This is a genomic window from Pseudomonas sp. RGM 3321 (assembly GCF_022836805.1).
Classification (GTDB): Bacteria; Pseudomonadota; Gammaproteobacteria; order Pseudomonadales; family Pseudomonadaceae; genus Aquipseudomonas.
Genome location: NZ_JALHBH010000086.1, coordinates 27,950 through 44,495 on the forward strand (window position 1 = coordinate 27,950; position 16,546 = coordinate 44,495).

The 16,546-nt window shown below is 60.9% G+C and carries 12 protein-coding genes; 5 read left to right on the forward strand and 7 right to left on the reverse strand.

Annotated elements, in window-relative coordinates:
* Positions 1-2: 2 nt before the first annotated feature.
* The 4 genes from RGM3321_RS03130 to mnmC all read right to left on the reverse strand — a co-directional run bounded on the left by RGM3321_RS03130 (position 3) and on the right by mnmC (position 6,373).
* Complete coding sequence (locus RGM3321_RS03130) at positions 3-1,082, reverse strand: lipocalin-like domain-containing protein (RefSeq protein ID WP_244391566.1); 1,080 nt, start codon at positions 1,080-1,082, stop codon at positions 3-5.
* Positions 1,072-3,549, reverse strand: a complete 2,478-nt coding sequence (locus RGM3321_RS03135) for an FtsX-like permease family protein (RefSeq protein ID WP_244391568.1) — start codon at positions 3,547-3,549, stop codon at positions 1,072-1,074. Before RGM3321_RS03135 ends, RGM3321_RS03130 begins: the two co-directional genes overlap by 11 nt.
* Entirely contained in the window at positions 3,549-4,217 is a 669-nt protein-coding gene (locus tag RGM3321_RS03140; protein ID WP_244391569.1) for an ABC transporter ATP-binding protein, read from the reverse strand. Before RGM3321_RS03140 ends, RGM3321_RS03135 begins: the two co-directional genes overlap by 1 nt.
* Positions 4,218-4,390: 173 nt before the next feature.
* Positions 4,391-6,373, reverse strand: a complete 1,983-nt coding sequence (mnmC, locus tag RGM3321_RS03145; RefSeq protein ID WP_244391571.1) for a bifunctional tRNA (5-methylaminomethyl-2-thiouridine)(34)-methyltransferase MnmD/FAD-dependent 5-carboxymethylaminomethyl-2-thiouridine(34) oxidoreductase MnmC — start codon at positions 6,371-6,373, stop codon at positions 4,391-4,393.
* 162 nt (positions 6,374-6,535) lie between these two features.
* Between mnmC and pap the strand changes: the two genes are divergently transcribed.
* Positions 6,536-8,032, forward strand: coding sequence for a polyphosphate:AMP phosphotransferase (gene pap, locus RGM3321_RS03150; protein WP_004664251.1), 1,497 nt, complete (start codon positions 6,536-6,538; stop codon positions 8,030-8,032).
* A 52-nt stretch (positions 8,033-8,084) separates the two neighbouring features.
* Here the strand turns inward: pap and RGM3321_RS03155 are convergent, their stop codons facing one another.
* Both RGM3321_RS03155 and RGM3321_RS03160 read right to left on the reverse strand, forming a co-directional pair.
* Complete coding sequence (locus RGM3321_RS03155; protein WP_244391573.1) at positions 8,085-8,489, reverse strand: YbaN family protein; 405 nt, start codon at positions 8,487-8,489, stop codon at positions 8,085-8,087.
* 10 nt (positions 8,490-8,499) lie between these two features.
* Positions 8,500-9,087, reverse strand: coding sequence for a YecA family protein (locus tag RGM3321_RS03160; protein WP_002552569.1), 588 nt, complete (start codon positions 9,085-9,087; stop codon positions 8,500-8,502).
* Between the two features lie 176 nt (positions 9,088-9,263).
* Here RGM3321_RS03160 and recQ point away from each other — a divergent pair, with 176 nt between their 5' ends.
* From recQ to RGM3321_RS03175, 3 genes are all read left to right on the forward strand, one after another.
* Positions 9,264-11,393 (forward strand): DNA helicase RecQ, encoded by a 2,130-nt coding sequence (gene recQ / locus RGM3321_RS03165; RefSeq protein WP_005746239.1) that lies wholly within the window; start codon positions 9,264-9,266, stop codon positions 11,391-11,393.
* Positions 11,394-11,486: 93 nt separating this feature from the next.
* Positions 11,487-11,921 (forward strand): MarR family transcriptional regulator, encoded by a 435-nt coding sequence (locus RGM3321_RS03170; protein WP_002552570.1) that lies wholly within the window; start codon positions 11,487-11,489, stop codon positions 11,919-11,921.
* Between the two features lie 95 nt (positions 11,922-12,016).
* Positions 12,017-14,230 (forward strand): FimV/HubP family polar landmark protein, encoded by a 2,214-nt coding sequence (locus RGM3321_RS03175; protein WP_244391575.1) that lies wholly within the window; start codon positions 12,017-12,019, stop codon positions 14,228-14,230.
* A gap of 39 nt (positions 14,231-14,269) precedes the next feature.
* Here the strand turns inward: RGM3321_RS03175 and RGM3321_RS03180 are convergent, their stop codons facing one another.
* The gene (locus tag RGM3321_RS03180; protein ID WP_244391576.1) at positions 14,270-14,620 is read right to left on the reverse strand and encodes a topoisomerase DNA-binding C4 zinc finger domain-containing protein; all 351 of its coding nucleotides are present in this window, start codon (positions 14,618-14,620) and stop codon (positions 14,270-14,272) included.
* A gap of 249 nt (positions 14,621-14,869) precedes the next feature.
* On the opposite strand from RGM3321_RS03180, the gene RGM3321_RS03185 reads away from it, so the two are divergent.
* Positions 14,870-16,435, forward strand: coding sequence for a PAS domain-containing methyl-accepting chemotaxis protein (locus tag RGM3321_RS03185; RefSeq protein ID WP_244391578.1), 1,566 nt, complete (start codon positions 14,870-14,872; stop codon positions 16,433-16,435).
* The last annotated feature ends 111 nt before the right edge of the window (positions 16,436-16,546 follow it).

Genomic DNA, 16,546 nt, shown 5'->3' on the forward strand with positions numbered 1-16,546 from the left:
GCTCAATACCCGGTCATCTCCAGATACCCCACGCCTCCCTGACTCCCGCTGAACCTCACCGGCCCCTCCCAGTAGGGAATGCTCACGCCCATCCAGGCGGCCGGGTTCAGCGCATCGGTTGTGATGTCCAGGTTTTTGCCGGGGACCCTGACTCTCCAGCGGGTGGGCACCTTATGCTCGCCGATCAATGTTTCTTTCAGTGGCTCCAGGCTGATCTCGTTGGCGTGCAGCATCCGGGTGGTGCCATCGGCGCTGATCCAGTTGCCGGTCAGGTACGGGTCGCCTTTTTTGTGACGGATGCGGTATAGCATCAGACGGTCGCCGTCTGCCAGTTGCAGCGAGAACCAGTCCCAGCCGCTCTGATTGGCGGTCAGTGGCTGGCTGCTCCACTCCCGGTCCAGCCAGGCGTTACCGGTGACCTGATAGGTTTTTCCTTCAATTACCACGCTGCCTTTGGCGTCGAAGAATGGCTGGCTGTAGTAGTACGACGCCTGGCCCGCTTCCGATTTCTGGCTGTAGCCTTGTTCGCCCTGCAACACCAGTGGCTTGCTGGAGTTCAGGTGCAGGTCGTAGCGGAAGTCCTTGCCGCTTGCCTTGAGGTGCATCGATGCGAGCGGGTCTCCGGTTTGAGCTGTGCTGGTGAATGCCCAATCGTCGATCCACGCCGAGAAGGGCGCCGACGTCACGTTTGCCTGGCCGACTCCACCCCGTGCGTAACGTTCTGCCACGTAATGACCGCTGCTCGATGTGGCTGCTGCATGGCCCAGCCAGATCGTGCCTTCGTTCCAGCCACTGCCGGTCTGTGTGCCGGGTCGCAGGGCGCTGCGAAACAGGGTCCATTGCACGCCAAACTGCTGGCCAGCGTCGTCCTTCAGCGTGGCCGTGACATACCACCATTCAATGCGAAAGCCAGGGTGCTGGCCGTGGTCCTCGGGGAAGGAAAATACCCGGCCCGGTTTGACCTGCGTGTAGGCATCGGCTTCATTGCCCAGCCCGGCGAAACCGCTTTCGGGTTGCTGTTTGTCATCGCAGGCGACGAGCATCACCGCGACCGCCAATGGCATCAGCCACTTAATGTTCACCGGCAAAGGTCCTCAGTAAATCCGCTGGGCGGCTGCGATGCAGCTTCAGCAGCGGCCAGGCTGACGCCAGCAGGGTTGCCAGTATTGCCAGAGACATGAGTTGCAGCAATTGCAGCGGGAAGACTTGCAGTGGCAGGCGCCAGCCGAACGCCTGAACATTGATCACCGCATCCAGACACCACGCGATCATCAGGCCCAGCGGTATGGAGAATGCCAGTGTAAGCAGGGCTAATAGCCAGGTTTGCCCCAGGTTGAGCAACATCAGTTGCCGTCGTGTCACGCCCAATGCCCACAACGGCGCGAGCTGCCCGAGGCGACTCTGGCTCTGGGTCAGCAGGCTGATGAACAGCGCCACGCCCGCCACACCCAGCGTCAGGCTATTGAGGGCGGCGGTGGCTGAGAATGTACGTTCGAAGATCTGGGTTGACCAACGCTTGATCTGGCTTTGATCAACAATGTGATTCTCGTCGAGCGCAAAGCGGTCTTGCAGTTGCTTCACCAGAGGCGGAATCGCTGCCTGATCGACCCTCAGGTTGAAACGGAACGGGTTCAGTTGCGGCCAGTGGGCGAGCAGGTGTTTTTCGTTGACTAGCAGATGGCCCTTGGGGTTGCCATAGTCGGCGTAGATCCCGACGATGCGCGGGGTCCATTGGCCGCTGGGCACGGGGATGTTCAACGTATCGTTGAGCGTCAGCTTGAGACGGCGCGCCAGTTGTTCGCTGAGCATCACCGTATCGCCGTCACGCAGAAGACTCCACGGATCACCCTTTACTGATTCAAGCAGCTCCCAGTGCTGGCGGTAGGTGGTGTGATCGACCACGCCGAACAGATCGGCGGGCCATCCCTGAACCTGCACCGCTACTTGCCAGTTGGGTAGCACTGCGCTGATGTGTGCTTGCTGGCTCAGCCAGGTTTGTAAGGGGTGAGCCTGCGTCGGGTCTTGCGGGCTAACGTAGAGCTCGGCAGTCAGCCGCTGCTCCAGCCAGCTATTGAAGGTCTGGCGAAAGCCCGAGGTCATGCTGCCTACGCCGATATTGGCCGCCATCGCCAGCAGCAAGGCCATCAATGCCAGGCTTAGCGCGGGCAGTTGTTGTCTGCAATCGGCTAGAAACCATTGCCCCAGTACCGAACGACTGCGTGTCAGCAGGCCGCCGAGCATGGCATCCAGCAGTACCGGCAGGCCGAGCCCTGCACTGAATAACACCGCGGACATCAACACAAAACCCAGTAACAGGCTGTTGCCGAACAGCAAAGCCATTATTGCGACGAGCGCTCCGGCGGCTGCAACCCAGGCTTGTCGCCGCAGCCAGCGTGCATGAGCCTGTTGCCATGCCTGGGCATCCGCCAAGGCAAGCAAGGGCAGGCGTGCCGCACGCAACAGGCTGTTGATGCCGGCCAGCAGTGCGCCAAGCAGGCTCAGCCCGATGCCGCTGAGCCACCACCATAGGCTGAGGTTCAGTTGACCAGCGACTTCGGCACCGTAAAGACCGCGCAAACTGGCCACGACATCCGGCAGCAACAAGCTGGCCAGCAAGTAGCCGCTGACCACTCCCAGTACACCCCCGAGCAGGGCCATGGCGCCCAGTTCGACGCTCAAGGCCGTAATCAGCATTCGCGCACTGACACCACAGGCACGCAGGTTGCGCAGCAGGCTGCGGCGTTGTTCCAGTGCCAGGCCAATGGCAGCGTGTACGATAAACAGGCCCACTCCAAACGACAGAACGCCCAAGGCGCTCAGGTTCAGGTGAAAGCTTTCTGTCAGCCGTTGCAGGTTGTTTTCTTCCCCCGTCTTGCTGATGACCAACTGACCGTTCAGCGCTGTCGGCAACTGCGGGTTGCGTGCCGCGAAGTCCTTGTGCAGCAGCAGGCCGGACAATTCATCGGGCTGGCCGAGCAATGCTTGAGCAAAACCGATGTCAGTGAGCAGCACGCCGGGGGCCATATCCGGTTTGACGCGCAGCGGCGGCAAGGCAACGCCATTTTCGTCCAGTGGCTGCTGGCCCTCTTCAAGGCCGAGCGACTCAAGGGTCTGCTGTGATACCCAGGTCGCACCCGGTGGGGTGAGAAAATCAACGACCTGATCGGAGTCCAGTGTCTGTCCGGCCAGTGTGCTGTTCGGCAACGTCAGCGGCTCGATGCCGAGCAATTGCAAGCGCTGGCTTTCCAGTCCCTTAAGCGTGATTCGTCCGCGTATGACTGGCGACACCGGCCAGCCTTCAAGGCGTAGCTGGACGAACAGTTTCTGAGCAAACAGCCCGCCGCCAGGCGCTGCGATGGTGGTCTGCGGCTCGCCGCCAATCAACTGGCTGGCCCGTTGGTAGCTTTCCCGCGCCTGGCTATTGAGCGCCTGCACACCGGTGAGCAGCGCGGTGGCCAGCCACAGGCCGGTCAGCACGCTGAAAAACTGCACGGGGTGACGTCGCCAGTGGCTCAGCAGGGCGCGTAGCGTCCAATAGAAAACCCGCATCAGTCTTCGCCTTCGTCAGCCAGACGCCCCATATGCAGCACCACTTTACGCGACAGCCGCTGCGCCACGCGCGGGCTGTGGGTGACCATCAGCAGGCTGGTAGGGCTATCGGCGAGGATATCCAGCAGCAGTTGCAGCACCTCGTCGCTGGTGGCTTCGTCGAGATTGCCGGTGGGTTCGTCAGCCAGCAGCAGACCGGGTCGAGAGGCGAGGGCGCGGCCTATCGCTACCCGCTGCTGTTGTCCGCCGGACAGTTGCTCGGGATAGCGATTCAGCAGCGTGCCCAGACCCAGACGCTCGATCAAGTGCGTCTGCCAGACTGCATCGAATCGCCCGGCCAGTCGTGCCTGGAAAGCCAGATTGTCAGCTATTTTCAGGCTGCCGATCAGGTTGAACTGCTGAAACACCAGACCGATTTCAGTCCGCCGCCAGTTCGCCAGCTGGCTTTCGCTCATCAGGTCCAGGCGTTGGCCGGCAATCTCGATGCTGCCGTCATCGACTTGATCAAGGCCCGCGACCAGATGCAGCAAGGTGCTTTTGCCACTGCCGGATTCGCCCATCAACGCCAGGCTTTCGCCCTGTGTCAGGTGCAGGTCCACGCCCCTTAATACATTCAGCGGCCCCAGTGCCGTGGTGTAGCGCTTGAATACGTTTCGCACTTGCAGCATGAGCGGCTCAATGGTTCTGACTAAGTTAAAAGAGTAGCGCCTGAGCGCAAGCGCGTCGCGACCAGATATCAGCTATCGTGCGACGCTCCGCGTCGCCATGCCGTTCAGGATGCTCTGCGTCCTCTTGCTACGCAAAGCGTCGCGACCAGCATTCCCGAACGACAATCATAAAGCTACTTCCCGCCGCCGCGAATCAACCCGCGCAGGGCAAACCGGTTGGGGTGACAGGCTTCGGCGACGCTGCGCGGCAAGGGCAGGGGTTCGTTATCGAGCCAAGCGGCGATCAGTTCGCCACACAGCGGCGCGGTGATCAGCCCGCGTGAACCGTGGCCGCTGTTGACGTACAGGCCGTCCAGCCACGGGCAGGCGACGTCCGGCACCTGACGTGCGTCCTTGCCCAGCGCGGCATAGGCCTGCATGAACGCCTCGCGGTCGGCCAGCGGACCGACGATGGGCAGGTAATCCGGGCTGGTACAGCGAAAGGCTGCGCGACCCTGCAATTGCTCGGGCGACAAATCGGCAGTATCGAGGCGCGAAGTGAGGTCTTCTGAAATCTCCCGCAACAGCTCCAGATTGTCCAGATGATCGGCCAGGTTAGAGGTCAGGTCAGTACTGTTGAAATCGAAACTGGCCCCCAGCGTATGTTCGCCGAGGCGCGCGGGCGCGACATAACCTTCGGCGCAGACCACGGTGCTCAATATTGCGCTCGCCTTTGTCTGCGGCAGGCTGGTGATCTGCCCGCGGATGCGTTTGAGCGGTAAATCGGCGCTCTGCGAAAACTGTTTGATATCCGCCGCCCCGGCCAGCACGACGACCGGCGCGCTGGCGATCAGTTGCTCTGCGTTCCAGGCCTGCCATTGACCTTCCACACGTCGCAGTTCCAACGCCTGATGATGGGCAATCAGACGAATATTCGGGTGCTCGACCTGCGCATTGCACAAGGCTGGCGGATGAACCCAGCCGCCCTCGGGGTAAAACAGCCCGCCACTGTTCAGCGCAACGCCGCTCTGTGCTTCGGCCGCAGGCTGGTCGAGCAGGTGCAGGAGAGATTCGGGGAAAGCATCGGCCAGCTGTTTCTGACGCAGCGCTTCCTTGTCATCGAAGGTCAGTTGCAGCACCCCGCAAGCGTCCCAGTCGACTCCGCGCTGCAAGCGTTCAAGCAGCCTTCTGGTGTGGCCAAAACCGCTGAGGATCAACTGTGAAAGCGCTGTGCCATGCGCCGATAGTTTCAGGTACAGCACGCCCTGCGGGTTGCCGGATGCTTCCTGCGCGGGTGCGGCGTGGCGCTCCAGCAGGCTGACCTGCCAACCCCGCTGCGCCAGGCTCTGCGCGGTGGCGCAGCCTGCCAGCCCAGCACCGATTACCAGCGCCTTGCGCTCGCCGCTAATCGGAGCGGGGCGGGCGAACCAGGGCTTGGCAGCAGCCGGGTGCGCCACGTCCTCTGGCCACGCGATAAACGCGCCGCGCAGCACTTCCCATTTATGGCCGATGCCCGGAACCCGCTTCATTTTGAAGCCTGCTGCGTTCAGCGAGCGGCGCACCCAACCGGTGCTGGTAAACGTGCCTATCGTGGCGTTCGGTGCAGACAGCCGCGCCAGCTCGGCAAACAGTTCGGGTGTCCACATCTCCGGGTTTTTCGCTGGCGCAAAACCGTCGAGAAACCACGCATCAATCTGCCCATCCAACTGCGGCAGCATCTGCAGCGCATCGCCAATCAGCAGGGTCAGGGTCACGCGGCCGTTATCGAATATCAGGCGCTGAAAACCTTCATGCACGGCTACGTAATGGTCGAGCAACTGCCGAGCGAACGTTGACAGCTCCGGCCACAATGCCAACGCGCGTTGCAGGTCGGCACGGCTCAACGGGTATTTCTCGACGCTGACGAACTGCAGGCGCGCATTGGCGGGCGCGCATTCATCGAACAACTGCCAGGCACAGAGGAAATTCAACCCGGTGCCAAAGCCGGTTTCACCAATGATCAGCCTGCCGTCGTCCGGCAACTCGGTGAAGCGCCGGCGCAGGTCGTTCTGCACCAGAAACACATGGCGCGTCTCGTCCAGGCCGGACTCGGTGGAAAAGTAGACATCGGAGAAATCGCGGGAACGCGGGTTGCCTTGTTCGTCCCAGTCTATCCGGGCGTGGCGGGTAATGGTCATGTCAGGCTCAGCGGTGGCAGTGGGCGCATTTTAGCCGTGTGCGAGGATAAAAGTGCGATCACTGCTGCCCCGATTGACCGATGCCTGCAATCGGTGGTCAGAATGCTCACTGAGGGTTGCCCACCGGGCGTTCTCTGAGCCATCCCCAATCAGGAGTTGTGCATGTTTGAATCCGCTGAAATCGGTCATGCCATTGACGACGAGACCTACGAAGCTGCTTTGCCCGAATTACGCGAAGCCTTGCTGGAAGCGCAGATAGACCTGCATGAGCAGGCCGGTCGGCAGATCATCGTGCTGATCAACGGCATTGAGGGCGCGGGCAAGGGCGAGACCGTCAAACTGCTCAGCGAATGGATGGACCCGCGACTGATCGAGGTGCGCACCTTCGATCAGCAGACCGACGAAGAATTGGCCCATCCGCCCGCCTGGCGTTACTGGCGGCAACTGCCTGCCAAGGGGCGCATGGGGATTTTCTTTGGTAACTGGTACAGCCAGATGTTGCAGGGCAGGGTCCACGGGCGTTTCAAGGACGCGGTGCTCGACCAAGCCATCAGCGGCGCCGAGCGCCTGGAAAAGATGCTCTGTGACGAAGGCGCGCTGATCTTCAAATTCTGGTTCCACCTGTCCAAGAAGCAGATGAAGCTGCGCCTCAAAACCCTTAAGGATGATCCGCTGCACAGCTGGCGCATCAGCCCGCTGGACTGGCAGCAGTCCAAGACTTACGACAAGTTCGTGCGCTTCGGTGAGCGGGTGTTGCGTCGCACCAGCCGCGAATATGCGCCCTGGCATGTGATCGAAGGCGTGGACGCCAACTACCGCAGCCTGACGGTTGGCCGCCTTCTGCTGGAAGGCATGCAGGCTGCACTGAACAAGGTCGAACCCGAGCCCGCTGCGCTGACCGTCGGCCCGCTGGCGATCCATGACAACGAGCTGACCCTGCTGGACAGCCTCGACCTGAGCCTGCACCTGAGCAAGGACGACTACCAGCAGCAGCTCATCACCGAGCAGGCGCGCCTGTCCGGCAACATGCGCGACAAACGCATGAAAAGCCATGCGCTGGTGGCCGTGTTCGAAGGCAACGACGCGGCAGGCAAAGGCGGCGCGATACGCCGTGTTGCAGCGGCGCTCGACCCGCGCCAATACGCTATCGTGCCGATTGCCGCGCCGACTCAGGATGAACGCGCTCAGCCCTATTTGTGGCGTTTCTGGCGCCAGATACCGGCGCGCGGCAAATTCACCATCTTTGACCGCTCGTGGTACGGCCGGGTGCTGGTCGAGCGGGTCGAGGGCTTTTGCAGCGAGTCCGACTGGAAGCGCGCCTACGCCGAAATCAATGACTTCGAAGAGCAGCTCACGGACGCAGGCATTGTGGTGGTCAAGTTCTGGCTGGCCATCGATCAGCAGACCCAGCTGGAACGTTTTCAAGAGCGCGAAAAGATCCCGTTCAAGCGTTACAAGATCACCGAAGACGACTGGCGCAACCGCAAGAAATGGCCTGATTACCGCCAGGCAGTGGGTGACATGGTGGATCGCACCAGCACCGAAATCGCGCCGTGGACGCTGATCGAGGCCAACGACAAGCGCTGGGCGAGGGTAAAGGTGTTACGCACTATCAACGAGGCGCTGGAAAAGGCGTTTGGTAAAGACAAAAAGAAGTGATCGTCTGAACCGCGTGTCTGCCTGCATCGGCACTGTCGGGCGCAGCGGGGCATCATTTGCGAGGCGGGCGCGTTTTCTGCCTGACGATGTAAATGGTCACCAGCACCGCGCTGGTCAGCATGAACGCTCTTGCCCAGGGTTGTGCGATCAGGTAGCACGAAAGGCCGATGCTCAGCCACATCAGGCCGATTGCGTACACCTTGCCCTTGAGCGGGATGCCATTGCCTTCGAGGTAATCACGAATCCACGGACCGAGTTGCGGGTGGTTGACCAGCCAGTCGTAGAAGCGCGGAGAGCTGCGGGCGAAGCAGGCGGCGGCCAGCAGCAGAAAGGGCGTGGTGGGCAGCACCGGCAGAAAAATACCGACGACGCCCAGTACCACGCTCAGCCAACCAACCGCTATCAGCAGATAGCGCACCGAGCGGTGAGGGCTGGTGCGCGGTGGGTCTTGCGCCATAGGCGCCGACTCAGTGGTGGCGGGGCTTGAGGATCGCCGGCTTTTCGTCCGGGGCCTGGCAGAGCAGGTACAGGGCGGTCAGCGCTTCGGGGATCTGCACGATCATATCGTCCATCAGGTTGGCGTCCTGGGCGATGTCGGCGAACTCCGGCTGTTCATCGAACAGGCCCGAACCGACCATGATCGGCAGGAGCATTTCACTGACTTCTTCCTCGGCACTTTCGAACCAAGCGTTTTCACGCAGGAACACGCCTTCCATGAAGCCGATACACCAGCCACGCAGGTCCGAATCATCCGGGTCGTCGCCCAGATCCAGATCACACGGCAGTTCGAACTCTTCGTCCGACGCCAGCTGACGGGCAATGTGTGCCTTGAGTGCAATCAGCGTGGCTTCGACTTCTGTCTGTTGCGCCTCGCTGCTGTACTGCGGCGGCTCGGAGAACAGCGCGTCGATCCACTCGCGCTCCGGCACGTCTTCGGCACAGATGGACAGGGCGGTCAGGTAGCCATGAGCGGCCACGTAGTCCAGTGCTTCTTCGTGCAGTTCATCTGCATCGAGGAAGACTTGCAGGCGGGTTAATTGCTCAGCGAAGGACATGGAAGCGCTACCTTGAAAATAAACGATGCTGGATTCTAGGCCCTGAGCGTCCTTGGCGCCAGCGCGCAGGCCAATTGCGGTTAATTTCGACCGCTCATGTCCGAGCCATCCATTGCTCTCGAGCGCTCGGGTATACTCCCCCGTTTTGCAGTGCAGCAGGATATTCCGGGGTTTTTATGCTTGAGCAGGCACAACGCGTACTTAAAGACATCTTCGGTTACGACAGCTTTCGTGGTCGCCAGGGTGCCATTATCGAGCGTGTAGCCAACGGTGGCGATGCACTGGTGCTGATGCCGACCGGTGGTGGCAAGTCCCTGTGTTTTCAGGTGCCGGGGCTGTTGCGTGAGGGGCTCTGTGTGGTCGTCTCGCCGCTTATCGCGCTGATGGACGATCAGGTTGCCACACTGGATGAACTGGGTGTGTCCGCTGCTGCACTCAACTCTACCCTCAGTGCCGAGCAACAGCGTGAGCTGGCCAACCGCATTCGCCTGGGCGAAGTGAAAATGCTCTACCTCGCCCCGGAGCGCCTGGTGCAGCCGCGCATGCTGTCGTTCCTGCAAAACCTTCAAATTGCCCTGTTTGCCATCGATGAAGCGCACTGCGTATCGCAGTGGGGTCATGATTTTCGCCCTGAGTACCTGCAACTGGGGCAACTGGCCGAGCTGTTTCCGGATGTGCCGCGCATCGCGCTGACTGCCACCGCCGACAAGCGTACCCGCGAAGAAATCGTCACGCGCCTGCACCTGCAGAACGCCGAGCGCTTTCTGTCCAGCTTCGACCGGCCAAATATCTTCTATCGCATCGTGCCCAAGGAACAGCCGCGCAAACAGCTGCTGGCGTTTCTGTCCGAACGGCGCAGCGATGCCGGTATCGTCTACTGCCTGTCGCGCAAGAAAGTCGATGAAGTGGCCGTTTTTCTGAGCGAAAACGGCTATCCCGCGCTGCCGTATCACGCCGGGCTGCCCTCGGAAACCCGTGCTGCCAACCAGAAACGCTTCCTTAATGAGGAAGGGCTGATCATGGTGGCGACCATCGCGTTCGGCATGGGCATCGACAAACCCAACGTGCGTTTTGTTGCGCACATGGACCTGCCCAAATCGCTCGAGGCCTACTATCAGGAAACCGGCCGGGCCGGGCGTGATGGTCTGCCTGCCGATGCCTGGATGGCCTACGGTCTGCAAGATGTACTGATGCTCAAGCAGATGTTGCAGAACTCCGAAGGCGACGAGCGCCACAAGCGTCTGGAGCAGCACAAGCTCGACGCCATGCTAGCCCTGTGCGAAGAAACCCGTTGCCGGCGGCAGACCCTGCTGGCCTATTTCGACGAAGACATGCCCAACCCGTGTGGGCATTGCGACAATTGCGTCGATGGCGTGCAGACCTGGGATGCCACCGAGCCTGCGCGTCAGGCGCTGTCGGCCATCTACCGCACCGGCCAGCGTTATGGCGTCGGTCATCTGGTCGATGTGCTGCTGGGCAAATCCAACGACAAGGTAGAAAGCTTCGGCCATCAGCATCTGTCGGTGTTCGGAGTCGGCAAGGCACGCACCGAGGCCGAATGGCGCTCGTTGTTCCGCCAACTGGTGGCGCGCGGGCTGGCAGACATCGACCTTGAAGGCTATGGCGGCTTGCGCCTGAGCGACACGTGCCGGCCTTTGCTGCGTGGCGAAGTTACTCTGGAACTGCGCCGCGACCTCAAGCCACAAACCACTTCAAAGAGCAGTTCCGGCAGCCCGGCGAGCCAACTGGTGCGCGGCGAAGAGCGCGAGCAGTGGGAAGCCTTGCGTGCCTTGCGGCGTAAGCTGGCCGAAGAACATGCTGTGCCGCCATACGTCATTTTCCCGGACTCGACCCTGCTGGAAATGCTGCGCAGCAAACCTGGATCGATGGCCGAGATGGCCAGGGTGGGCGGCGTGGGCGCGCGCAAGCTGGAGCGTTACGGCGAGGCCTTTCTTGAAGTGCTCAGTGGCAAGGCCGAAGCACCACGGGTGGTGGCCGATGTACGCCACGAGCTGATCAGCCTGGCGCGTGCCGGTATGACCCCCACGCAGATCGCTGGCCAGTTGCAGTGCTCGGAAAAGAATGTCTACACCCTGTTGGCCGAGGCCATCGGCAAGCAGCAGCTATCCATCGAGCAGGCACTGGATTTACCGGAAGACTTGTTGGGCGAGGTTCAGGATGCCTTTCTCGATGGCGAAGGAGAACTGCCACCGGTGTCGGCGATTGCCGAGCAATTTGCCGGTCGGGTGCCGGAGGGCGTTTTGTATTGCGTGCGAGCGGCGTTGCAATCGGAATTTGAGGTATAACGGCGTGCGACGAAACGTCACCGTCCCGCGCTTGCCTGAACATAAGGACCATGCTTAGCTCGCTAATAATTAGTTTGAATCATGAGTTTCCTTATGCCATTGACTGATGAACACCGTTTCGGGATGCAACTCGGACATCTCACCCGGGGCTGGCGCGCCGAACTGGATCGTCGACTTGCCGATCTTGGCCTGTCTCAGGCGCGCTGGCTGGTCCTGCTGCACCTCGCCCGTTTCACCGAGCCGCCCACCCAGCGCGAGCTTGCGCAAAGCGTGGGAGTCGAAGGGCCGACTCTGGCGCGTTTGCTCGACAGTCTTGAAAAGCAGGGCCTGGTTCAGCGCCAGGCGGTAGTCGAGGATCGACGCGCGAAAAAGATCCTGCTCAGTGATACTGCCTTGCCACTGATTGAAAAGATTGAAACCATCGCCAATGTGCTGCGTATCGAGCTGTTCGAGGGCGTGAGCGAGGAAGATTTGCGCGTCAGCATGCGGGTGCACTCGCAGATTCTGGCCAATCTGGAAAGATCCTGAGACGAAGCCGGGCGTTCTCAACCATAATCGTGCAACGGATACTGAAGTCCAACTGATTACGTGAGAAGCCTGCTGTGGTTTCTATAAGGGTTCGCATGCTGAAGAGTTCATTGGCTGCTGTCGAAGGTGCAGGTCGCAGGGCGCGCGTGGTGTTTTGCAAGAGCGTCATAGCGGCGTCATTGCTGGCCTTCTCTACGCTGGCGTCTGCGTTGGGGCTGGGTGAAATCACCTTGCACTCGGCGCTCAACCAACCGTTGAATGCCGAGATCCAGTTGCTGGAGACTGGCGGTCTGAGCAACGAAGACGTTGTTGCCAGGCTCGCGTCGCCCGAGGCTTTTGCCAAGGCGGGCATAGAGCGGGTGTTCTTTCTCAACGACCTGCGCTTCACCCCTGTGCTGCGCGGCGATCGCGGCGTGATCCGGGTGGTTTCCAGTAAACCGGTCACCGAACCCTACCTGAGCTTTCTCGTCCAGCTGGCGCGCCCGAATGGCGATTTGCTGCACGAATACACCCTGCTGCTCGATCCTGCCACCTCACCGCAAGGTCTGGCCGCCACGCGCAGCCGCCACGCGCAACGTTCGACGGCCTCGGCACAGGAAAGCCGCATGCCGGTCGCGCCACCGGCCGCCGTGCAGGGCAAGCATTACACGGTTGCCAGTGGCGATACCCTGAATGGTATTGCCAGCCGTTTGCAAGGGCCAGGTAACAAGGTTTCGGCAAGCCAGCTGGCAGACGGCATTCGTTTGCTCAACCCGCAGGCATTCGCGGCGGGTGCCGGTTCCGCGCTTAAAGTCGGCCAGGATTTGTTGCTGCCCGATTCCGCGGTATTGCCAAGTGCCGCTGCGCCTGCCGCCAGCCCGGAGGCGTCTTCACCCAAGCCTGCCGAGCTGCAGCGCACCGCCGAGCAACTGTCGGCGGCCGCCATCGAAAACCAGCAACTGGCTCAATCGCTGGAGGCGCTCAAAGCCCAGACTCAAGAACTGCAAGAGCAGATGAGTGGCAAGGACAAGCAAATCACCGCGTTGCGCAGTGATCTTGCCGTTGCGCAATCCGCTTCCCGACCTGCCACGCTTGCCACACCTGCAATAACCCCGGCCACTCCCGTTCAGCCTGCCGTTGCCGATACGCCGAGCACCGATTCATTCCTGAGCCTGCCGATACTGCTTGCTGCCGTGTTGATTGTGCTTCTGCTTGTGGCGTTTGCTTATTCGAAACGACGCCAGCAGCGCAAACAGTCCGCAGCGCCTGCTGTTGTACCGGATGATCAACTGATCAAGCCTGCTCAGGCGACCATGCTTCCGGTGTTCGAAGTGCCCGCCGTTGCGCCACAGCCTGCGGTGCAGACGCCACCTACCCCGGCAGCGACCAAGCCACCGGCAGCGCAGCGTTCGGCTGGCTCTACGCCGGATGCGCTGGACGGCGTCAGCATTTACATCGCCTACGGGCGATTCACCGAGGCGATGGGCATTCTGCGCAGCGCCTTGGAAAAGCAGCCGGAGCGCGATGACATTCGCATCCGCCTTCTGGAATTGCTGGCGGAGCAGGGCGACGGCAGTGGTTTTGTTCGTGAAGAGCAATCAGCGCTGGAGCACGGCGTTGATCCGCAGACCATCCAAGACATCCGCGACCGCTTTCCACAAATCAAGGCCGCCGAAGTTGCGCCTTTGGCGGCAGTCATCCCCGCTGCTGCGGTCGCGGCTACCGCGCTGTCTTTCGAGAAAACCGAGCCCGAGCCAGAATCTTCGGCCTATCTGCAGCCCGATCTGGAGCCTGAACCTGCGGCGCAGCTGGACGAAACCGCCGCAGCGGCGCTGAATCCGCAGCATGCTGACGAGTTTCAGTTGAACCTCGATGACCTGTCGATGGACGCCGACTGGGATCTGGTCGATCCGTTCGACAGCCCGCCGCCGCGCATCAAGCCAGCAGCGGCGACTGCTGCGCCAGCTCCCGCTGACGTCGACCCTGGTTTTTCTTCGGACCTGACTCAACTTCCGGAAGTCTTTGAGCTCTCGGATGAGCAGTTTCTCAGCGATTTCTCCGAGCCCGATGTCATCGAGCCCATCGAAGTGGTGGCACCTGCCGCCGCTGACGACCTGAGCGATGACTTTCTCGACAGTTTCATGAGCGACGACGCAGATTTCGACCTGCTGGACCTTGAAGAGCCACCGCTTAGCCAGATTAATCAGGCGCAAGTGCTGATCGAGGAGGGCGATATCGAGTCGGCTCGTGAAATTCTGCAACAGGTCATTGCCGAATCCGACGAGGAGCATCGGCGCATGGCGCGGGAGCTGTTGGCGGGCATCAGCTGAACCCGTTTTTTCTCTGGGCAGGCGTGACCGGTCTGGCGTTCAACGAAAGATCGGTCGAATGCCCCGGCATTTCGGATACGCCACACAGCCCCAAAACTCACCGGCATTCTTGCCGGTGCGGGCCACCTTGATCACCATGGTTTTTTTACAGTGCGGACACGCAGGCGCTGCGGGCTTTGCTGGCGGCTTGGGTGCAGCCGGTTCGCGAAGCTTTTCCGGGCGTTTGGCGCGGCTGGTTTTGACAGGCTTTCGCGGTTGCGATGATTGAACTGCGGGTGTGACAGGCTGCACATGCTTTTGCTGATCCGCTGTCTGACCGGCAACCCTGCGCAGTAGCCTGCGAAACGAGCGGATCAGTGCTGCCAGAGCAGATGTCGTGTTGCGTGCCATAAGGTGCCTTGAGTCGCGTTGCGTTCAGGGGCGGCATGGTGCAGGCATCCTCGTCAGGACGCAAACTTCGGCGTGGCAATCATGCCCGTCTGCTGTTCTGCGACACGCGCAATTGCCGCCTGTGGCTAAAGCCCTGCGTTTTGTGGGCGATAACAGTGCACGGGGACTGCCGGTTGCCACCCTGATAGGTTGTGCTACACCTTCAACACACGCCCGGCATATCAAGCATTATCACGGAGTGAATTATTAATGCGCGTCAACATGCCAATCACGCAGACTGAACGGACTTTTCCGGCATCTGAACGCCTCATCTCCACCACCGACCTAAATAGCCACATTACCTACTGCAACGACGCCTTCGTCGCGTTGAGCGGCTTTACCCGCGAAGAACTGGTCGGGCAGCCGCATAACCTTGTGCGCCATCCGGATATGCCGGCTTCGGTGTTCGCCCATATGTGGGAAACCATCAAGCAGGGCAAGCCGTGGATGGGTGTGGTCAAGAATCGCTCCAAGCAAGGTGATTATTACTGGGTCAGCGCCTACGTGACGGCGGTGTATGAAAACGGTCGAATCGTCGGCTATGAGTCCGTACGCTCGTTGCCGACCCGCGATCAGGTTCGTCGGGCAGAAGCATTGTATGCACGGCTGCGTGCCGGCAAATCGGCGGTGTCGGCGACCAGCTCGGCGGCCTATCACTTGATTCGCCAGTTACCGATGATCCTCTGCGCCCTGGCACTCGCTGCCGGCGTCTATCTGCTGGACGATCTGCCTTCGATCATCATGATTCCGATTGTGATGGTGGTGTTGGGCGGTTTTCTGGAAATGCGTCAGCGCCGCAGCATTCGCAACACCCTTGAAGAACATCCCAAAGCGTTCACCAGTTCTTTGGTTGCGCTGACCTACAGCGACAACCGGGGCCCGCAGGCGCAACTCGATCTGGCCATGCTCAGCGAAGAGGCCCGCCTGCAAACCGCTTTGACGCGCCTGGCCGATACCGGCGAGAGCGTACGCCAGCACGCCGGGCGGTCTGCGCAATTGTCGTTGCGTCAGGCCGAGTCGCTGGACCAGCAGCGCAGTGAGGCCGATCAGTCGGCCACGGCCATCAATCAGATGGCGGCGACCATTCAGGAAGTGACCCACAACGTACAGAACACTGCCCACGCCGCCGAAGAAGCCGACAAACTGGCGCAACAGGGGCGTGGTCTGGCCGATGAAAGCCTGCTGGCGATTCGGCACATGGCTAACTCGGTCACCGACATCGGCAACGCTGTGGGTGAACTGGCAAGCGCGACGCAATCAATCGGCAGCGTGGTTGATGTGATCACCGCCATCGCTCAACAAACCAACCTGCTGGCGCTTAACGCAGCCATCGAAGCGGCCCGTGCCGGTGAGCAGGGGCGTGGCTTTGCGGTGGTGGCCGACGAGGTTCGCTCGCTGGCTTCCCGTACGCAGTCCTCGACCGAGCAGATCCAGCAAATCATCACCTCGCTGCGTGATGGTGCCGACCGTGCGGTGCAGACCGCCAACAAAGGCGAGCAGATCTCCCAGGAAAGCGTTGCCAGCGTTGAAGCCGTGCAAAAGGCTCTGGACGGCATCAGCCAGTCTGTGACCCGCATCACCGGTATGAGTCAGCAAATGGCCTCGGCGTCTGAAGAGCAGAGCCACGTTGCGGAAAACATCAGCCAGCAGATTACCCGTATCGCGCAACTCTGCGACGAGAGTGCCAGTCAGGCGCAGCAAGGCTCGCAGATCAGCGGCGAACTGGAAGAAATGGCGCAGTACCTGCACAGCCTGGCCGAGCGGTTCAGTCGCTAAGCATACGCAGAGGACGCAGAGCGTCCAGAACGGCATTACCACGCGCGCGTGGTAACGAGAGTCAGGGCATTGCGCCTGGGTGCGTTTACACAAATCTTAACCCCACCACCT